Annotated in this window: 18 protein-coding genes and 1 pseudogene; 2 read left to right on the top strand and 17 right to left on the bottom strand. The window is 59.3% G+C overall.

Annotated features, from left to right (window positions below; translation table 11 throughout):
* Nucleotides 1-195: 195 nt before the first annotated feature.
* The gene (locus PL599_RS07155) at nucleotides 196-1,536 is read left to right on the top strand and encodes a metallophosphoesterase (RefSeq protein ID WP_271358946.1); all 1,341 of its coding nucleotides are present in this window, start codon (nucleotides 196-198) and stop codon (nucleotides 1,534-1,536) included.
* Nucleotides 1,537-1,644: 108 nt separating this feature from the next.
* Here PL599_RS07155 and PL599_RS07150 read toward each other — a convergent pair.
* The 8 genes and pseudogenes from PL599_RS07150 to PL599_RS07115 form a co-directional block, all read right to left on the bottom strand.
* Nucleotides 1,645-1,945, bottom strand: a pseudogene (locus PL599_RS07150) (type II toxin-antitoxin system RelE/ParE family toxin).
* Complete coding sequence (locus PL599_RS07145; protein WP_142912770.1) at nucleotides 1,942-2,205, bottom strand: type II toxin-antitoxin system ParD family antitoxin; 264 nt, start codon at nucleotides 2,203-2,205, stop codon at nucleotides 1,942-1,944. The pseudogene PL599_RS07150 and the gene PL599_RS07145 overlap by 4 nt, the downstream one beginning before the upstream one ends.
* Before the next feature lie 125 nt (nucleotides 2,206-2,330).
* Nucleotides 2,331-2,687, bottom strand: a complete 357-nt coding sequence (locus PL599_RS07140) for a hypothetical protein (protein ID WP_162520486.1) — start codon at nucleotides 2,685-2,687, stop codon at nucleotides 2,331-2,333.
* Between the two features lie 239 nt (nucleotides 2,688-2,926).
* Entirely contained in the window at nucleotides 2,927-4,015 is a 1,089-nt protein-coding gene (locus PL599_RS07135; protein ID WP_077983382.1) for an ABC transporter ATP-binding protein, read from the bottom strand.
* Nucleotides 4,016-4,035: 20 nt separating this feature from the next.
* Nucleotides 4,036-5,691 (bottom strand): beta-galactosidase BglA, encoded by a 1,656-nt coding sequence (gene bglA, locus PL599_RS07130; RefSeq protein WP_137410954.1) that lies wholly within the window; start codon nucleotides 5,689-5,691, stop codon nucleotides 4,036-4,038.
* 37 nt (nucleotides 5,692-5,728) lie between these two features.
* The gene (locus PL599_RS07125; protein WP_269823334.1) at nucleotides 5,729-6,889 is read right to left on the bottom strand and encodes a carbohydrate ABC transporter permease; all 1,161 of its coding nucleotides are present in this window, start codon (nucleotides 6,887-6,889) and stop codon (nucleotides 5,729-5,731) included.
* 1 nt (nucleotide 6,890) lies between these two features.
* Nucleotides 6,891-7,904 (bottom strand): carbohydrate ABC transporter permease, encoded by a 1,014-nt coding sequence (locus tag PL599_RS07120; RefSeq protein ID WP_077983385.1) that lies wholly within the window; start codon nucleotides 7,902-7,904, stop codon nucleotides 6,891-6,893.
* A 102-nt stretch (nucleotides 7,905-8,006) separates the two neighbouring features.
* Complete coding sequence (locus tag PL599_RS07115) at nucleotides 8,007-9,368, bottom strand: ABC transporter substrate-binding protein (RefSeq protein ID WP_269823335.1); 1,362 nt, start codon at nucleotides 9,366-9,368, stop codon at nucleotides 8,007-8,009.
* A 274-nt stretch (nucleotides 9,369-9,642) separates the two neighbouring features.
* On the opposite strand from PL599_RS07115, the gene PL599_RS07110 reads away from it, so the two are divergent.
* Nucleotides 9,643-10,668 (top strand): LacI family DNA-binding transcriptional regulator, encoded by a 1,026-nt coding sequence (locus tag PL599_RS07110; RefSeq protein ID WP_269823336.1) that lies wholly within the window; start codon nucleotides 9,643-9,645, stop codon nucleotides 10,666-10,668.
* A gap of 18 nt (nucleotides 10,669-10,686) precedes the next feature.
* On the opposite strand, the gene PL599_RS07105 is transcribed toward PL599_RS07110, so the two are convergent.
* The 9 genes from PL599_RS07105 to flhA form a co-directional block, all read right to left on the bottom strand.
* On the bottom strand, nucleotides 10,687-11,586 hold the full coding sequence (locus PL599_RS07105) for a bifunctional methylenetetrahydrofolate dehydrogenase/methenyltetrahydrofolate cyclohydrolase (RefSeq protein WP_269823337.1): 900 nt from the start codon (nucleotides 11,584-11,586) through the stop codon (nucleotides 10,687-10,689).
* Nucleotides 11,587-11,663: 77 nt separating this feature from the next.
* Nucleotides 11,664-13,436 carry a hypothetical protein gene (locus PL599_RS07100; RefSeq protein ID WP_271358945.1) on the bottom strand — a complete coding sequence of 591 codons (1,773 nt, stop codon included), beginning with the start codon at nucleotides 13,434-13,436 and terminating at the stop codon, nucleotides 11,664-11,666.
* 114 nt (nucleotides 13,437-13,550) lie between these two features.
* Nucleotides 13,551-14,225 (bottom strand): WecB/TagA/CpsF family glycosyltransferase, encoded by a 675-nt coding sequence (locus tag PL599_RS07095; protein ID WP_077983388.1) that lies wholly within the window; start codon nucleotides 14,223-14,225, stop codon nucleotides 13,551-13,553.
* 202 nt (nucleotides 14,226-14,427) lie between these two features.
* Nucleotides 14,428-14,961 (bottom strand): flagellar basal body-associated FliL family protein, encoded by a 534-nt coding sequence (locus tag PL599_RS07090; protein WP_077983389.1) that lies wholly within the window; start codon nucleotides 14,959-14,961, stop codon nucleotides 14,428-14,430.
* A complete protein-coding gene (locus PL599_RS07085; RefSeq protein ID WP_077983432.1) occupies nucleotides 14,961-15,329 on the bottom strand; it encodes a hypothetical protein in 369 nt (122 codons plus the stop codon). Before PL599_RS07085 ends, PL599_RS07090 begins: the two co-directional genes overlap by 1 nt.
* A gap of 29 nt (nucleotides 15,330-15,358) precedes the next feature.
* Nucleotides 15,359-15,916 carry a rod-binding protein gene (locus tag PL599_RS07080; RefSeq protein ID WP_003503348.1) on the bottom strand — a complete coding sequence of 186 codons (558 nt, stop codon included), beginning with the start codon at nucleotides 15,914-15,916 and terminating at the stop codon, nucleotides 15,359-15,361.
* 114 nt (nucleotides 15,917-16,030) lie between these two features.
* Nucleotides 16,031-16,450, bottom strand: coding sequence for a hypothetical protein (locus PL599_RS07075; RefSeq protein WP_142912763.1), 420 nt, complete (start codon nucleotides 16,448-16,450; stop codon nucleotides 16,031-16,033).
* A 15-nt stretch (nucleotides 16,451-16,465) separates the two neighbouring features.
* Nucleotides 16,466-17,221 carry a flagellar biosynthetic protein FliR gene (gene fliR / locus PL599_RS07070; RefSeq protein ID WP_077983391.1) on the bottom strand — a complete coding sequence of 252 codons (756 nt, stop codon included), beginning with the start codon at nucleotides 17,219-17,221 and terminating at the stop codon, nucleotides 16,466-16,468.
* Nucleotides 17,218-19,305, bottom strand: a complete 2,088-nt coding sequence (flhA, locus tag PL599_RS07065; protein WP_137409769.1) for a flagellar biosynthesis protein FlhA — start codon at nucleotides 19,303-19,305, stop codon at nucleotides 17,218-17,220. The genes fliR and flhA overlap by 4 nt, the downstream gene beginning before the upstream one ends.
* Between the last annotated feature and the right edge of the window lie 143 nt (nucleotides 19,306-19,448).

The following is a 19,448-nucleotide window of genomic DNA, read 5'->3' as shown; positions in this document are numbered from 1 at the left end:
TTTGTGGAGGCGAAGGCCGGATGCGGCTTTCGCCTTTCAACCCTGCTTTGCGGTGTCGCCGGGATACCGAGAGAATCCGCTTTATTTCCCACATCCTAAACGTCAGACTTGTCATGCGGCTGTGACGATCGCCCTATAGGGCCTTCTCCAGCCGACCGTGGACGACGGCGCAGTTTCGGATGATGGGGCAATGACATGACGATTTTTTCAAGCAAACGCCGCGACGTGCTGAAGCTTATGGCAGGCACCGCCATGCTGCCGCTGCTGGTGGCGGCCACGCCCGTTATGGCGCAGGATGTAGCCCTTCGCGCCATCGTCATCTCCGACCTGCATTCGGCCTATGAGCGTATCGGCCAGCTTCTCGCGGCCATTGAAACGCGTATCGCCGCCGACAAGACGCCCCACATCATCCTGTTGAATGGCGATCTTTTCGAACTCGGCAACGCTGTGGCCACACGTTCGGCCGGCGAAATCGAATGGACCTTCCTTGCGACGCTCGCCAAGCTTGCCCCCACGGTCATCAATATCGGCAATCATGAACCCGATATCGACAATGATCTCGCCAATTTCGTCAGCCGCGCCCAGGCGCTCGGCATAACCGTGCTTTCCAACATCATCGACAAGCGCAGCGGCAAACTCTATGCGGCTGATAGCGCCGAGGTGAGCGTCGCTGAGCAGCGGGTCGTCGTGGCAGGCTTCGCCACCAATGCGATCAACACCTACCCGAAGGCCACGCGCGAAATGCTCGACATTCCGCAGCCCGTGGAATGGGCCAAGGCCAATCTTCCTGGCATCGTCAAACCCGGTGCGATCAACATTGTTCTCAGCCATGCCGGCGTCGTCGCAGACCGTGATATCCTGCCGCTGCTGCCGGATGGCACCCTGCTTGTCGGCGGCCATGACCATCTGAGCTTCGTGCATGAACAGGGCGCCACCCGCTATGTCCATACCGGCTCATGGTGCACCTCCATGACGGTGGCGACCATTGCGGCTCCCGGCAAGGCTGCGGCCATCGAGACGATCTCCATCGATCGCGGCGCTCCCGCATCCCCTGCCCTCACGGCCCTGATCGAGCAGACGCTTGATAAACACCTGACTGCGGAAGAACGGGAAGTTGTCGGCAAATCGGCGAAGGCGATGACCGTCGACGAGGCGGGCCGCCATGTGGCGCAGCTTATCGCCGCCAAAACTGGCGCGGATGTCGGCTTCGTCGGCCACACCTCCTTCGGTGCGGGCCTGCCCGAGGGCGAGATTCGCCGTTACGATTTCAACGCCTCGCTGCGTTTCGACGGCAAGCTGATGGTGACGGAAGTGGACGGCGAGGCGCTAGCGCAAATCCTCAAGCGATGCAACCAGGATGGCGACATCCCGCTCACAGCGCGCACCGGCGACTATCTCTACGCCATGCCGGAAAAGCCGGAGAAGAAAGGGCGCTACAAGCTGGTCTGCAACGACTGGTCCGCGACCAACCAGAAATCCTATTTCGGCCGCGGCGACCTGACCTTCACCGAGGTGCCGGATGTGAAACTGAAGTAGACGGTTCTGGGCGGGCTTTCTTAAGCTCACAGGCATCGAAGGCAGAGACAGTCGGCAAGAGCCTGCAAATTCTTGATTCATGCCGCGTTTTCGGGATCGATGTGTGAATCAGTCTTGCGGGAAGAGGATGGGTTCGTGATCCTGTGCACCGTTCAGAATGTGCAGAATTTCAACCCGTGTTCCGGTAACACGATAAAAAAACAAGGTAGTTTTCATAAGGACGGCGACGAACACCGGTTTGCTCGTAACGGGCCACCAGCGGATAAGCACGAGGCATCTCCGCCAGCCTTGAACATCGGTCCAGCAATTCGACAACGAATGTTTCTGCGCGTCGCGGATTATCAGCCGCAATAAAATCACCGATGCGTTCAAGGTCTGCCTTGGCCTCGTCGGTGAGAACGACGATCACAGCCCGCTTTCTTCCGCAATTTTTCGGTACTTCGCGCTAAGTTGCGATGCAACGTCCTTGATTGGCGTCACGCGTCCCGCATCTGCGTCTGCAAGTCCGCGCGCAATTGCCAGATCAAGAGCGGCGAGTTTCTTCTCACGCTCTTCCACCAGCCGAACACCCTCCCGCAACACCTCGCTGCGAGAATTATAACGCCCCGACTTCACAAGGTCTGAAACATAAGTTTCCAGATGACGACCGAGATTTGCACTGCTTGCCATAGCCATATCCTTTCCACCACCTATATCATCCCGTGATAATAGTTAGCAACGGCTGGATATGACACGGGGTGATGCGGAGGGTCGAAACAGCCGGTTAAACCATTTTCGCCGATCCGCAGATGGTCTCAGAACGACCTGATATCGAGCTTGCGTTCCCTGTGTGCGGGATGTGTGCTGAACACGAAAATGCGGTCCAGTTCCTTCTGTGTCAGCATGCGCAGGAAGCGGACGTGGATCGTGTTATTGGCGTTGACGCGCAACATCACGCAGCCGATCTTGGTGATGCGAGCGTCGGGAATATCGAGATAGAACTGGTTCGGCAGATTGTATTTCGTCAGCAGCGCCAGCACCGCTTCGGTCTGGGAGATGCGGATGACATCGCAGCGGCGCGCCGCCATGTGCATCACGGCCTTTTCGGTATATTCGATGCGTGCCGCATTCATGGTATCTTCCATGCGGAACCGGTTTTCGCGGTCATACATGAAGGATTCTTCCTTGCTCAGGTAATGGTTCCTGATGACACCCGTACCGCTCTGCACGCCCAGACTCCCATGCTCGATCAATGGATCGAGACTAGGTCATAGTCTTTAACAATTCATATCAGCGCAGGCTTAAACAGACCGAGAGCGGGACATTTCCGTTATTTTTCCACAACCGTAAAAAGCTCCGCAAAACACCCCGGAACGAGGACGTTCCGGGGTGTTTTGGGGGTCGACTGCAATCAGACGCGGTAGGTCTTGCCCTCGGCATTAAAGAGGTGAAGCTTTTCCTGCGGCGCGGCGAAACGCAGGGTTTGCCCCTTGGCGACCGAGACAATGCCCGGTGCCTTGACGATGATGGGCTCCTGGCCCTTCGGCGCTTCGAGATACAGAAGCGTCACCTCGCCCAGAGCCTCGACAATCGACACTTTCCCTTCGAAAAGATAATCATCACCGGTGACGATGCTCAGATCTTCCGGCCGCACACCGAAGCTTGCGGCCTTGCCCTGTTCGGATGCGGGGGTTGGAACATTGACGGCAAGCGTCTTGCCGCCGGCCAGCTCGATCGACGTCCGCTCGCCGGTCCCGACGATCTTCCCTTCGATGATGTTCATGGCCGGCGAGCCGATGAATTTCGCCACGAAGAGATTGGCCGGGTTCTCGTAAAGTTCGAGCGGCGCCCCGACCTGCTCCACGCGGCCGGCATTCAGAACCACGATACGGTCAGCCAGCGTCATCGCCTCCACCTGGTCATGGGTGACGTAGATCATCGTCGTATCGGCCATCTGCTCGTTGAGCTTCGCGATTTCAATGCGCGTGGCGACACGCAGCGCCGCATCGAGATTCGAGAGCGGCTCATCGAACAGGAAGACTTTCGGATTGCGGCAGATGGCGCGGCCGATGGCGACACGCTGTCTCTGGCCACCGGAGAGTGCCTTTGGCAGACGCTCCAGATATTGCGTCAGCTGCAGGATTTCGGCGGCGGCGCGAACGCGGCGGTCGATTTCCTGCTTGTTTTCCTTGGCGATCTTCATGCCGAAGGCCATGTTGTCGTAAACTGTCATATGCGGATAGAGCGCATAGGACTGGAACACCATGGCGATGCCGCGACGCGAGGGCGGGATTTCGTTGACGAGCTGGCCGTCGATGAACATCTCGCCGCCGGTGATTTCCTCTAGCCCGGCGATCATGCGCAGCAGCGTCGATTTTCCGCAGCCGGACGGACCGACGAAAACGATGAATTCGCCCTGTTCGATCGAAAGATCGATGCCGTGCAGGACTTTCACCTGCCCGTATGATTTGCGGATATCCTTGAGAACGAGACTTGTCATGGGTGTTCCTCCCTCATCTGTCAGGCGTAACGGGCGAAGAATGCGCCCCATGCCGGAAGTTCTACGCTTCTGCCTTCAAGACCGCTTGCAAAGCCGTGGCCTTCAAGAACCTCCCAGTTCCCTTCCGGCAGCGTGGCCTTTGCCGGCGTTGCGGCGAGATTGAAGAGGCATAGCACGGTTTCGTTGCCGAACGTGCGGGTGTAGCTCAGCACTTCGCCCTCAACCGGCTGGAATTCGATACCGCCCTTGGCAAAAGCGGGGTGTTTTTTGCGGAAAGCCAGAAAACGGCGATAGTGCTCAAGCACTGATGCTTCATTGCCCTGCTGGGCACTGACGGCGCGCTGCTTATGCTCGGCCGGAATGGGCAGCCACGTCCTGTCGGCGGTCGAGAAGCCGGCCTGCGCATGGCCCGCATCCCACACCATCGGCGTGCGGCAGCCGTCGCGGCCCTTGAATTCCGGCCAGAACTGGATGCCATAGGGATCCTGCAAATCCTCGAAAGCGATATCGGCTTCGGTGAGGCCGAGTTCTTCGCCCTCATAGATGCAGACGGAACCGCGCTGCGTCATCAGCAGCGCCGAAAGCACCTTGGCAAAGGCGTCCTTATCTTCGACATGCTCGCCCCAACGGCTGACATGGCGCACGACATCGTGGTTGGAGAAGGCCCAGCAAGCCCAGCCTTCCGGCGCGGCTCTCGCAAAATCCGCCTGCACATCGGCGACGCGCTGCGGGGTGAGCGCGTCCGGTGCGAGGAATTCGAAGGCGTAGCACATCTGCATCTTGTCATCGCCCGACGTATATTCGCCGACGATTTCGAGACCGCGCTGGCTATCGCCGACTTCACCCACAGCGGCGATGTCAGGGAATTCGTCCAGCACCGCGCGGAAGCGCTTCAGGAACGCGATATTTTCCGGGCGATTCTTGTCGTAGAGATGTTCCTGGAAGTTATAGGGATTAACGGCAGGTGCCGTCGAGGCGTTGCGTCGTTCCGGCGCCAGCGCCGGGTTGTCGCGCAGCTCAAGGTCGTGGAAATAGAAATTGATGGTATCCAGGCGGAAACCGTCGACGCCGCGCTTCAGCCAAAAACGGGTGATGTTCAACAGCTCTTCCTGCACCTCCGGATTATGCAGGTTGAGGTCCGGCTGCGAGGTCAGGAAGTTGTGCATGTAATATTGCATGCGGGTCGGGTCCCACTGCCAGCCCGAACCGCCGAAGATCGACAGCCAGTTGTTGGGCGGCGTGCCATCCGGTTTGGCGTCAGACCAGACGTACCAGTCCGCTTTCGGATTGTTGCGGCTGGCGCGGCTTTCCACGAACCACGGATGCTGGTCGGACGTGTGCGACAGAACGAGATCGATCATGACGCGGATACCGAGGCGGTGGGCTTCGGCAATCAACCCGTCGAAATCGGCAAGCGTGCCGAACATCGGGTCGACATCGACATAATTCGAGACGTCGTATCCGAAATCCTTCATCGGCGAGGTGAAGAAGGGCGAAATCCAGATCGCATCGGCACCCAGATTGGCGATATGCGCCAGCCGGTCGGTGATGCCCTTGAGATCGCCGATGCCGTCGCCATTGGAGTCCTGATAGGAGCGCGGGTAGATCTGATAGATAACGGCGCCGCGCCACCAGTCCTTGTTGGGCGTCAAAGCGGAAGTCACCGAAGCGGTCATGGAAGTGTCCTGTGAGGTATGGGCGTTCATGGATTGATCAGCCTCCCTTGACGGAGCCTGCCAGCAGGCCACGCACGAGATAACGTTGAAGAGCAAAGAAAACGCCAAGCGGCACGATGATGGTAACAAAGGCCGAGGCGGTAAGGATTTCCCAGTTGCCGCCACGCGAGCCGAGCAGCGCGTTGAGCGCACCCGTCAGCACGAGTTCGTTCTTCTGCGTGCCAAGGAAGACCATGGCGACGAGCAGGTCGTTCCAGGTCCAGAGGAACTGGAAGATGGCGAAGGAGGCGAGCGCCGGGAAGGACAGCGGCAGGATGATCTTGACGAAGATTTCGAAATCGCTCGCGCCATCCACACGGGCGCTTTCGATGATCTCCTTCGGCAGGCCGGAAATATAGTTGCGCAACAGATAGATGGCGAGCGGCAGGCCAAAGGCGGTATGCGCCAGCCAGATGCCGGCATAGGTCTTGGACGGCACGCCGAAGATGGTGCCGATTTCGTTATAGAGCCGCAAAAGCGGGATGAGCGACATCTGCAACGGCACGACGATGAGGCCCACCACCATGGCAATCAAGAGATTGCGGCCGGAAAAACTCATCCATGACAGCGCATAGGCGGCAAAGGCGGCAATCAGGATCGGGATGACGGTTGCCGGCACCGCTACCGTGAGCGAGTTGACGAAAGACTGGCCGATGCCTTCCGAGGTCAGGACCGTGCGATAATTATCGAGCGTGAAGACCGGCGGCGTGGCGACGGAAATATAGACGCGCTTGCCTCGAGAGCCCTCGAAGCTTGAGGCCTTGCTGTATTCGTAGCTGCCGTCCGAATTGACGAGAAGTGTCTCGCCATCACCGATATCAGCAGCCTCCCCGGCTTTGAAGGCTGTGGGTTCCTGCACACGGACGCCGAAGGCGGCGACCTTGCCGCCCTGACCGTTTTCAAAGACGTTGCCGGAGATCACGTAGCGGCTGCCGTCCTGCTTCTGCACGGAAGCATCGGCGAGGCGAACCGCAGAAGTCTGTTCGGAACTGGAGAAGGCCGTCCACCAGCCGGATACGGTAATCTGGTCCTTGTCGCGCAGCGAGCTGACGAGAATGCCGAGCGTGGGCAGGAGCCAGAGAAGCACGACGACGAGGACGCTGGCGTGGACGATGAGGCGCGGCAGGCCGACGCGGCGAAAACGTTTGACGATGTTCATCTCAGCGGCCCTCCATCTCGCGGTTCGCCTGGCGGATGTTCCAGACCATGATCGGGGTGACGGCCGCCATGATGATGAGCGCGATGACGGCACTTCGGCCGCTGTCTCCGCCGCCGCGGAACATCCAGTCGAACATGAGATTGGCGAGAACCATCGTGTTCCACTGGCCGTTGGTCATGGTGAGCACGATATCGAAGACCTTGAGCACGAGAATGGTAATCGTCGTCCAGACGACGGCGATGGTGCCCCAGATCTGCGGAACCATGATCTTCCAGAAAATCTGCCAGCCATTGGCGCCATCAATGACCGCCGCCTCGATGGTTTCTTCCGGAATGCCGCGCAGGGCTGCGGACAGGATGACCATGGCGAAACCGGTCTGAATCCAGATGAGGATCACCATCAGGAAGAAATTGTTCCAGAAGGGCATGGAAATCCACACTTCCGGGCTGCCGCCGAAAAATTCGACGACGGCGTTGAGCAGGCCGATCTGCACCTGCCCCTCGGCGCGGTATTCGTAGATGAATTTCCAGATGACGGACGCGCCGACGAAGGAGATCGCCATCGGCATGAAAACGATGGATTTGGCGATGTTGCCCCACCAGATGCGGTCGGTCATGACAGCGATGACGAGGCCGAAGAAGGTGCAGGCGGCCGGTACGACAGCGAGCCAGAGGATATTGTTGAAGATCGACTGGCGGAAACCGGCATCGAAAATCGCCCAGCGATAATTGGCAAGCCCAACGAATTCGCTGCCGGTCCGATCATAAAAGGACAGGATCAGCGTGGCGATGACAGGGTACACCAGATAGACCAGCAGAAGGATCAACGCGGGGCCAATGAACAGCCAGGGCCGGACGGCGGCGCGGCGATTGAGATTGCGGGATGCGTGAATGACGTCTCCCGAGCGGACGGGAAAGATCGCCTGCAGCGCCTTGTCGGATAGCCAATAATAGGCAGCGCAAGCAAAAACGCCCGCCACCATGACGCCGATGGCTGACACGAGTTGTTGAGCCATGTTCCCTCCCTTGATCCTCTCCGCGCCGCGCTGATTTATGCGGTCGTCGGGGCCGTTCCGTTGGTTAAGGCCCGGCAGCAAACCGCCGGGCCTGATCCGATTTTACTTCAGGCCGTCCCAGGCCTTCTGGATATCGGCGGCGACCTGGTCGGCGGACTTGCCGCCGACGAAATCGATCATGCCGGTCCAGAACGCGCCGGCGCCGATTTTGCCGGGCATCAGGTCGGAACCATCGAAGCCGAAGCTGGTCGCAGTCGTGAGGATTTCGCCCTGCCGCTTCATCTGCTCATTGGCATAGGCATCGACATTCACACCCTTATAGGGCGTCAGGAAGCTCGACTGAGCCATCCAGACCTCGTGGGCGATCGGCGTTTGCAGGAATTCAACGAATGCCTTGGCGGCAGGCGCTTCCTTGGTGATGGTGACGAGCGTGCCGGCGCCGAGAACCGGCTTGCCGAGTTCAGGCTTGGACGCGTAAGTCGGCATGTAGAAGAAATCCGCATCCGTGCCGACCTTGGTGCCCTCAGGGAAGAAGGACGGAATGAACGACGCCTGATGGTGCAGGTAGCACTTCGGCGGAATGTCGAAGAGGCCCTTGGGGCTGTCACGGAAGTCGGTGGAGGCCACGGCCGCGACGCCGCCGCTGACGTATTTTTCGTTCTTGGCGAATTTGCCGAATTCGTTGATCGCCTCGACCACGGCCGGATCGGTGAACTTGACCTCGTTGGTCGTCCATTTCTGGTAAACGTCGAGCGGCTGCGTGCGCAGCATCAGGTCTTCCACCCAGTCGGTCGCCGGCCAGCCGGTAGCGCCGCCGGAGCCGAGGCCGATGCACCAGGGCGTGCCGCCATCGGCAACGATCTGGTCCGTCAGCTTGAACAGGTCTTCCATGGTCTCGGGCACTTTATAGCCCGCTTCCTCGAAGTTCTCAGGCACATACCAGACGAGCGACTTCACATCCGCCTTGAAGGGGAAAGCGAAATAGGCCTTGTTGCCGTCCTTGCCCTTGTAGCTGCCGAGATCGACCCAGGACTGGCCGGCGCCGTAATTTTCCTTGACCCAATTCGCGGTCTCGTCGCCGAGCGGCACGAGGAAGCCCTTGGCGGCGAGATCGGCCAGAAGACCGGGCTGCGGCAGGATGGCGATATTGGGCGGCGAACCCGCCTGCGTATCGATGACGATCTGCTGCTCGTAGTTTTCCGACGAGGAATAACGGACATTCACGCCGGTCGCATCGGCAAAATAGGCAAGTACCGACTGGAACAGGGCCTCGTCTTCACCACGCCACGGACCGAAAATCGTCAGCGTCTGACCTTTCAGGTCGGCATGGGCCGCCTTGAAGTCCTCGTAGCTTTTCCAGTTGAACTTGGCGTCGCCGCCGGGTGCAAATTTAAGGTCGGCGGCAAAGGCCGCACCGGACAGCAAAGCCATGACGGCAGCTGTCGCCAAAAGAGTCTTCTGCATGTGATTTACCTCCCATCACATAAAAGGCTCAAAGCGTCCTCTCCAATCAAAGCGCTTTGGCTGCCTATTCATCTCATTGTCATTAAGACAGAGTCAAGAGGCTCTTTGTTCGGAAACGTTGCAGAGCCTTATAAATAGTCATATTTAATTCGGAAGGCGGCTATCCTTTTCGATTGAGAAATGCAGTGGAGGCTGGTAAAAATCTAAAGCGCTTTGGGAATTGAGGAGAGGCTTTGCCGTATTCTTAGGCGCGCGCATGGAGGAAATTATAGACATGAACCTGAAACAGTTGTCGCAACTGCTGGGCATTTCGCAGACGACCATCAGCAGGGCGCTCAACGGCTATCCGGAGGTCAGCGCCGAAACGCGCCGCCGCGTCATGGAAGCTGCCGAAAAGACGGGATATCGCCCGAATGCGGCAGCGCAACGGCTGGCGACGGGCAAGGTCGGCTCCATCGGACTTGTCATGCCGATTGGCGAACACCACCGTTCCGACGTGCATTTCGGTGAATTCCTGAGCGGCCTCGGTGAAGAGGCGTCGCGCAGCGGCTTTCATCTCGTGATCATGCCCACCGAGCCGGAAAAGGAGCGCGAAGCTCTGCGGGGGCTCGCCACAAACGGCAGCGTCGATGGCATCTATCTCGCCTATATGAAGAAGAACGACCCGCGCATCGCCATGTTGCAGTCGCTCTCCCTGCCCTTCCTCGTCCATGGCCGCTCCGTCGGCGTGGAGGAGGACTATCCCTATCTCGACGTGGACAATGAGGGCGCGTTTCGCGATGCGACCCAGCTTCTCCTCCAGCTTGGCCACACGCGGATCGGGCTGCTGAACGGCCCGGAGGGTTATGATTTCACCTATCGGCGCTGTCTCGGGGTGGAAAAGGCGCTTTCGGCACATGGCCTGACATTGCATGCGAACAACAAGAGACACAGCAGCATGACCGATGAGGAAGGTTATCTCGGCATGGAAGCGTTGCTGTCACGGCCGGAAAAGCCGACCGCCATTCTCTGTGCCAGTACCGCGCTTGCGCTCGGCGCGATCCGTTCTCTCAACCAGCGCGGCCTGAAACCCGGCAAGGATATTTCGCTGATCGCCCATGACGACGTGCTGCCGCTTTTGAAGCCGGATAATTTCTCCGTGCCGCTGACCACCACGCGCTCGTCGCTGAGGGCAGCCGGGATGCGCGTGGGTCAGCGTCTGATCAATCGCATCAAGCTCAACCAGACGGAACCGCATCAGGAACTCTGGAAGGCGGAACTGGTGGTGCGTGCCTCGACGGGGCCGGCTCCGAAAGCGTAGCCGGCCGTTTCCAACCGCTTAGAATTTCGGCGCGGTCAGGCCCAGCGCGCGATGGGCGGCGATGACGGTGTTGGCCATCAGCATGGCGATGGTCATCGGGCCGACGCCGCCGGGAACAGGCGTGATGGCGGCAGCAACCGCGCTCACCTCGTCATAAGCGACATCGCCCACCAGCTTCGACTTGCCTTCGCCCTTTTCCGGCGCGGGGATGCGGTTGATGCCGACATCGATGACGGTCGCACCCGATTTTACCCAGTCACCCTTCACCATTGCGGCGCGACCGACCGCCGCGACGAGAATATCCGCGGTCTTGCAGATGCCGGCCAGATCCTTGGTGCGGGAATGCGCCATGGTCACCGTGGCATTGGCATTCAGCAGAAGCTGGCCCATAGGCTTGCCGAACAGGTTCGAGCGGCCGATGACGACGGCGTTGAGGCCGGAAAGGTCGTCGCCGTGAATGCCGCGCACCAGAAGCATGGCGCCGGCGGGCGTGCAGGAGATGAGGCCGGTGGCGAGATCGCCGGTCGCGAGCTTGCCGGCGTTGAGCACGCTCAGACCATCGACATCCTTTTCGGGTAGGATCGACTGGATGATCTCGTCAGAATTGAAGTGTTTCGGCAGCGGCAGCTGTACCAGAATACCGTGAATGGTGGCATCGGCGTTCAGTTCGCCGACAAGCTTCAGGAGATCAGCTTGCGTGGTTTCTTCCGGCAGCGTGTGCTGGATGGAGTTGAAACCGCATTGCTTGGCCATCTTGCTCTTGGAGTTCACGTAAGCATGGCTGGCCGGATCATTTCCGACAATGACAACCGCGAGACCAGGCTTTACGCCCTTTTCCACCTCAAGCGCTTCTGCCGATTTGCGGGCCGCCTCCGTTACCGAAGCCGCCTTCGCCTTCCCGTCAATCACAACTGCCATGCGTCCTGCTCCTGCTGGGTTACGTCGGCTCCGTATGGTGCCCCCGCCACAGGAATGCAAGCTAAAATGCGGCGTTTTCAGGCTGTTTTGCGGTAGTCTTCGCGGCGATCGGCGTAATCGGTAAGACACTCCCTCAGGAACGCCAGTTCGCGTCGCAATTCCATCAGTTCCTCTGCTTCGGCCTGGGCATGATCGACGTGCCCGGCAAGGGCGTCAGCCAGAAGCGGAGGAAGTCCGTAAGGGGCCGGATCAGCACTCCTGACCGTGCGGTTGCCCATCAGCACCTGCCGCACGCGCTCGTCCAGCGGCATGTCGTCGTCATTGACGGCCTCGCCGTAATAGTCGGCAAAGCCGTCTTCCTCCGGCTCGATGTTGTCCCCTGCGGCAAGATTCTGCAGATCCTCGAACACAGCCGGTTCGATCGGTTCGAATTCGGAAACCTGCAGAGACTCAATCGACGGCTCGACGGAGGATGGATGTTCCGCGCCCTCTTCGATGAGCAATGCGCCCTCCTCTTCCTCGTCGTGACGACGATAGCTCAGGAGATAGAGACTGCCCAGCAGGCCGATCAATGCACCGCCGCCCGCCAACATGGCGGCCTGCGGCAGGTCGCGGGTCAACTCGCCCGGTGCGGCCTTCTTGGTCAAACGGGTTTCGAGCGCGGGCGTGGCGGATGCGGAGAGGTCGCGGCGTTCGCTTGCCTCCAGATAGGCATTTCGCGCCGTGTCCAGTTCCCCCTGCAATCTGGAAAACTCGCCGGGGGCGACACCCAGCTCATTGAGGCGGTCGAGATACTTCTTTTGCTCGCCATTGGCGGCCGCGATCTCCTGAGAGATGCGCTTTTCATCCGCCCGCAGGCCTTCCAGCAATTGCCGCAAGGCGGGGCCGGCAAGCGCCTGTGCGGCATCCACCGCATTCTGGGCGGCGATGCGGCGGGGATGTTTCGGGCCGTAATCGACCGAAACCGCAGCAAGCGCCATGCTGGCGGTCGAATACTTCTGCCTGACATCCTCAAGTACCGAAAAACCCGTACCGCCCGGCAAAGGCTTCGCAAATACATCATTCGGCTTCAGGGCCGAAGCCGCTGTCAGATCGGCCTGGATGGACAGTTGCTGCCGGGTGCTACGCGCCAGACTGTCGTTTACGTCGCGCAGCTGCTGCTCGAGTTGCTGCGCCTCGGCCATCACCGCGTCACCGTGGCGCATCTGGAAACCGTTCAGCGCCGCTTCCGCCTCATCGAGCCTTGCCCGCGCCCTTTCCGTCTCGCGCATGGCGGGCGTCATAGTGCCGGCCTTGCCATCCGCGATGACGCGCATCGAAAGATAATCGGTCAGTCGCATGGCGGCGTCCGGCGTCGCGGCCTTACCGGTCACGATCAGCGTGTTTTCATCCGGGGTCAGTTCCAGCCGGATCGCTTCTCCCACCGCGCCGTTCAGCGCCTCCCGCTCGGATAACGGGCGCGCATCCGCGCCGGTCAGAAGGTCGAAAAGCAGGCCAAGCTCGCCCTGATTGCGAACGCCGACCATATCGGCCGACTTCAGCTTAAGATCGACGGTTATACGGTCGAGCCCGGAGGTAGAAAGCAGCGTACGACGCGCCATCGCCAGAAAGCGGACGGCATCCGGGGCATCGTAAGCGGTCTGGATAACCTCGATCCGGGCTTGCGAAACATAACCGCGAAAGCCCGAATCGACGAGCAGAAGCGGAAGGGCAGCACCGACAACGGCGGCGGCGGCGATGCAACCGGACGTCATGAGCCGACGGCAATGTCTGCGCCATTGCGATACGGGCGTAGCGACATCATCCTCGTCAAGGCGGATCGCCATCATGTCCGGATTGTCATCAACCATCTGAAGCCGTCTGCCGCCCTCGGCGCCGCCCGCCACGGGCGACTGTTAAAACCTTACGAGAGGTTAAAGGATCGTGGCAAACAAATGGTTAACGCAGCGCCTGCGAGAACGGCCTCAGCTCTTGCCGAGCGCGATGTGCCAGGGTTCGGCGCAAAGGCTGTAGAGCCAGCTCATGTGAAGCTTGCGGAAAATTTCCGGCATGCCGGCCACTTCCGAAGACAGGACCTTGAACAGTTGCCCAACCGCAATCGTGACCCGCGCATTCTCGCTGCTGACGGTGCGGTGCAGCCATGTTTCCTGGTTTTCCTTCAACATTCCCGCGAGCAGAACATCCACCTTAACAGCCGAAGCATCGCGGTTCAGCATGACGAAATCGTGCCAGGGCGCATGCGCCCGCAACCTGGCAAGAACCTCGCCGATCTGCGCCGAATCATCTCCCGCCACACCGATACGCTTCGGCACGGCCATATAGGTCAGAAGCGCCATGGTGAAGGCGACGCCGTCGATGGGTGCAGACAAAGGCTCGCCATTCTCGTTGCGCGCAGCGGCCCTCATTGCCTTTCCCTGCGGCAAGAGCAGACAGCTCTCAAGAATCTGCCGGTAGGCGTTGTCCTTAAGCGAAAGCTTCACCTTTTCGATGGTGAGAAAGGACAGCATCGTATGCCCCTCACAGGCAGACGCCCTGCCGCTGATCAATTCCAGCGCCCCATTCCAATCGAGATCACAGACGCGCAGTCCGTGGATATTCCGTTGCGATCCCGACCGCGCGAGACCTGACGCGAAACTCATTGCCAACCCCCAAATGCCAAAGCCGTCGCCACCGATCCGACGCATGGCCTGCGGGATGGTGGTTCATGGGTTTGTTATACAGGTGCTGGTTGAATTTAGCCTGAAAGCAATCTCTCTAATGCCTGGGGATGCGGCAAGAGACAATTAACCAGAAGGATGCTCCACATCCCCTATCTGGCCGACGCCCCTCGCCCCCCGGTCGTCAGTGGCTTGGCGTCGCTTCTTTGCCGGCTTCGGCCTTCTCGCCCTCGACGAGCTTGACCGAACGGGGCGTGCCATTGCCGTCCTGCTCGCGGATATCGGCTTTCGACAGATAATCCAGCTGTTCGATCAGCACATCCTCGACCACCTCGTCATCGAGCCTTTTGTTCAGCCCCTCGCGGATGCGCTGCTTGAAGGCTTCGGGATCGAAGGTGGAAATATTGGCGATATTGACCATGGAAGAACCCGCAAGCAGCGTGAACAGTTCGTCCGTCATCAACTGCGTTGCCGGCAGCTCGATCTTCGCCATCTTGGTCTTGTCGACGCGCAGCGAAATACGGCTGAGGAAATAGCCGTTCACCCCGCCGTCATTGATGACGGGGATCGTGATGCTTTCGCCCTTGACCAGTTGCAGATTGGCCTTTTTTGCCCCCGCCTCATCCGGTGCGGGCGCCGTCGCCAACTGGACGGAGAAATACACCGCGCCGAGCGTGACGGCGCAAACCCAGACGCCGGTGACAAGAAGCTTCAACATCAGGAGGCTGCGCCGTACATGAACTGTTCCTGCGAATAGGTGCCGTCCGTATCGGCTTCCTGGAGCGCGTTCTTGAGCAAATCCGCAACGGCGCGAACCGCATTCAGATGCGCCTCGACGCGGCTGGCATTGGTGGCGAGCTTGGACTTGATGCCCCTGACCTGTTCCATGTAACCGGCGGCGATTTCCTCGCGCGGCGTATCGCGAAACAGCATCGTCAGCTCATAGAGGCAACGGCTCTTGTGGGCGTTGGATACCTTGAAGTCGAACTTGGGGTCTTTACCGATATTGTCGTTCTCATTGTCGATGATCATCTCAAGGCGGCCGAGAACGGATTGGATACGGTGGTCGTTCGACATAAGGTCCATGCTTGTCTCCTCGTTAGGGTTTTTCATTCTCAAGCCTCGTCCGTTTTCTCATTGGAAACGCCGAGGACCTGCCGCTCGAACTCCGCCACCATCCGAATTGCAGCATTATGGTCTTTTTCATTCATCGATACGTCGGTAATGCCTTTGCTTTCGGCTTTCCGCAACGCATCCTTGTAAGCCTGCTCCGCAATGCCGACGCCGCCATTCCTGGAGATCGTGTCAGCAAACTGTTCGGCCATCATGCTTTTCCAGATCTCGCCGGCATTGCCCTTGCCGTAAACTTCCTCGCTGTCTTTCGGCAGCATGTTGGCCACGAAGGTCTGGAGTACCGAGGCTTCATATTTGCGGTAGGTTTCCGGGATTTCGGTGCGGGCCGCGCGAATATTGGTGTCGCCGAGGCCAGCCTTCGAGGAAGCGCCATCCAGCATATCGACCGCGGCACCGAAACCCTTGCCGGCATCGGCAAGGCTGGTTGCGGCAAAAGCCGCCTTGTTCGCCTTGAGTTTTTCCTGCGCGACCTGAACTTCCTGGGGGTCCGCAGCGCGAACCACATCCATCACCAGATCGCTTATCACCGATATCGCCACGTCCAGATCTCCCGAGCTGACGAATGCTCGGCGCAAAAGCCGGCGCATTCGCTCAATCAAGAAACATCGCCGGAAACGTCCTCAAGAACGCCCGCGATGCAACAATGGGACAGATTATGGATCGCCAACCTTGCTGGAGGCTGGTGTCTGGGAAACATTCGTAATTTCTAACAAATCATAGATTGCATTATCGTCGGCCTCGCGCTGCTCAAGATCGCGCGCGAGGTGCATCCTGTCCTCCAGCCGGTCTGCCTTGGTCTTTTCCTTCAGAACCTTGTTTTCCTGAAATTGCTGAACGCCCTCAAGCTGGCGGTCCTGGACGACGAGACGGCCGTAGCGGTCCGAATAGTGCCGGGAGAATGTCTGATGCACCGGCTCCATGGAACTCATGGCCTCCAGCACGCTCTCCATGGATTGCGCCACTTCGGTACGGGCGCGGGTGGTGTCGGCCAGTTCCACCTCGGCCATTTTTTCCATGTGCCGCTGAACCGTTACCAGACGTTTGAGTTTTTCCGAGCGTTTGTCCGAAGCCATAATGTCTTCTCCCGATCAAAAGCCGATAAAGACGGGGCCGAAACCATCCACGAACTGACGGATAAGGGCTGCGACCGACAGGTACAGCATGAAAATACCCCCCGCGAGAACGAAGGGCGTCGATATAAAGAAGACCGGAATCTGCGGCGCGAGCTTGTTGATGAGGCCGACCGCGACGTTAAACATCAAGCCATAGATCACGAAGGGGCTGGCAAGGCGCAGCATGATGGAAAAGGAAGCCCTGAGCGTGTCGGTCAGCGTAATCAGCATTTTCTGGCCGCTGATCAGCGCGCCGACCGGTGTGGCGGTATAGGAATCCACCAGCGCCTTGAGGACGATATGGTGGAAATCGAATATGAACAGAACCAGCAGGCCGCCGAAAGTGATGAAATTGGATATCTGGTTTTCCTGCACGTCTTCAATGACATCGGCGCCACCCGGCGCACTGAGGCCAATGGAAGCGCCGATGACCGCGCCGGTAAACTGGAAGCCGAGCGTGTAGAACCGCGCGATCAGGCCATACATCGAACCGATGACGACCTCGGTGAAGATGAGGCCGACGACCGTGCCCTGGCTTGCGCCGGAAACTTTCGGATAGATCGTGTCCCATAGCACAGGCAGGAGCGCCATGGACACAGCAACGCACAGAAGCATGCGAATCTGCGGCGAAATGCGCGAGCTTGAAAAGCCCGGCATGGTCATGAAGCATGCGCCGATACGGCAGATGGCAAGGAACAATGCAATGATTGTCCCCTGCGGGTCGGTTATCATGAAATGGCGCCCAGAATCTTGATCTCGAGACCCTTGGCCAGTTCCACATGCGAAAGAACCGGCAGGGTCGCAAAGAGTCGCTCGATAATCATGCGCACATAGGACCGCGTTTCCGGCGAGGTTACAAGGACAAAGGGCAGGCCGCGATCCATGAATTCACGGATAACTTTCGACGCCTGCTCGGAAAACTCCTCGAGATGGCGGGGATCGATATCGAATTCGACAATTTCGCCCTTCTGGTCGCGCTTGAGCGCCTGATGGAAGACCATGTCCCATTTGTTGCCGAGGCGCAGGACGCGCAGCACGCCATTGTCGGCCAGATCGCCGCAGAGCTGCTGCGACATGCGCACCCGAACATGTTCGACGATCTGTTCCGTCTTGCGCACATGCGGCGCGAGTTCTGCAACCGCTTCGAGAATGAGATGCAGGTTGCGTATCGACACGCGTTCGGCGAGCAGCAGCTTCAGAACCGCCTGCAGGCCGGAATAGGACATGTGTGACGAGCAAATCTCGTCGGCCAGCTTTTTGTATTCGGGGTCGAGCCTGTCGATGAGGATTTTGACATCCTTGTAAGACAGAAGCTGCGGCAGGTTGTTGCGGATGACCTCGCTCAGATGGGTCAGCACCACGGAGACGTTATCGATCGGATGGAAGCCTTCGCGCTTGAGATCTTCGGTGAAGGTTTCGAGGATCGAGACCGCAGGCATGCCGAAAGCGGGTTCGCGGATTTCGTCGCCGGGAATGCTCGGCTTGCGCCCTGCCCCAGTCACCACGAGGACATCCCCCACACGCAGGTTGCTGGAGGCGATCGTCGTGCCATGGACGCGGATCTGGTAAGCTTTTTCCTGGATCATGATGTCGTCGGAGACCTTGATCTCCGGCACGACGAAACCATACTGGCTCGCGAATTTCTTGCGCATCTTGCCGACACGGAAAGCCAGTTCCTGATGCGCGCCAAGAAGGCGGGTGGAAACCTGCTTGCCAAGCGCGAGCTCGATCTCGGCGGTCTTCAGTACCTGCTTGACGGAATCCTTCTCCGCCTCGGTGTTCTGGAGAACCTTGTTCTCCTCTTCCTGCCGACGAAGGGCGCTTTCGGCTTCGGCCTGGCGTGGAATATACCAGCTGCCAAAAGCCATGATGCCGCCGAGGAAGATGAAGGGCAGGAACGGCAGGCCTGGAATGATGGCCAGCAGGCCCATCAGCATGGCTGAAACCATCAGCGCACGCGGATAGCCGCTCAGCTGATTGACAACGGCCTGGTCCGTCGAGCCGGCGGTGCCGCCGCGCGAGACCAGAAGGCCGGCGGCGAGCGATACGATCAGGGCCGGAATCTGCGAGACAATACCGTCGCCGACCGAAAGTTTGACGAAGACGTCGGCCGCTTCGCCGATGGGCATGCCGTGGCGGAAATAACCGATGATGATACCGCCGAAGATATTGATCGCGGTGACGATGAGGCCGGCGATGGCGTCGCCACGAACGAACTTGGAGGCGCCGTCCATCGAGCCGAAGAAGGAGCTTTCTTCTTCCAGTTCGCGGCGGCGGCGCTGGGCTTCCTTTTCATCGATGATGCCGGCGGAGAGATCCGCGTCGATCGACATCTGCTTGCCAGGGATGGCGTCGAGGGTGAAGCGCGCGCCGACTTCCGCGATACGCGTCGCACCCTTGGTAATGACGATGAAGTTGACCGTGATCAGGATCATGAAAACAATCAGACCGATCACGAAATCGCCGGACATGACGAGACTGGAGAAACCCGCAATGACGCCGCCGGCCGCCGTCGGCCCCTCGCTGCCGTGCGAGAGAATGACGCGCGTTGTCGCAATGTTCAGCGACAGGCGAATCATGGTCGCTATCAGCAGCACGGTCGGGAAAGACGAGAAGTCCAGGGGCCGCTGGATCCAGAGCGCCACCATGAGGATAAGGACCGAGAGCGCGATCGAAAAGGCAAGGCCAATATCGACCAGCATGACCGGAATGGGCAGGAAGAGGACGCAGAGGATCGCCACAATGCCGAGGGCGAAGCCGATATCACGCGCGCTCGGACTGACCTTCGGTAAGGAAATGACTGGTGGTTGCGCCATGATTTCGTCCTGTCTCTTCATGAGAAGGGCGACGGAAAAGCCGCCGCACGGTTCCGAAGCACCGGTTTTCGAAAAGCGCACACAATCCGGACCGATGCTTCGCGCCTATCCCTAGCCGCTGAAGCTTGCGCGAGGGTGGCATC

This window comes from Agrobacterium sp. ST15.16.055 (assembly GCF_027956555.1).
Lineage (GTDB): Bacteria > Pseudomonadota > Alphaproteobacteria > Rhizobiales > Rhizobiaceae > Agrobacterium > Agrobacterium salinitolerans.
This window is presented reverse-complemented; position numbering and strand designations above follow the sequence as displayed.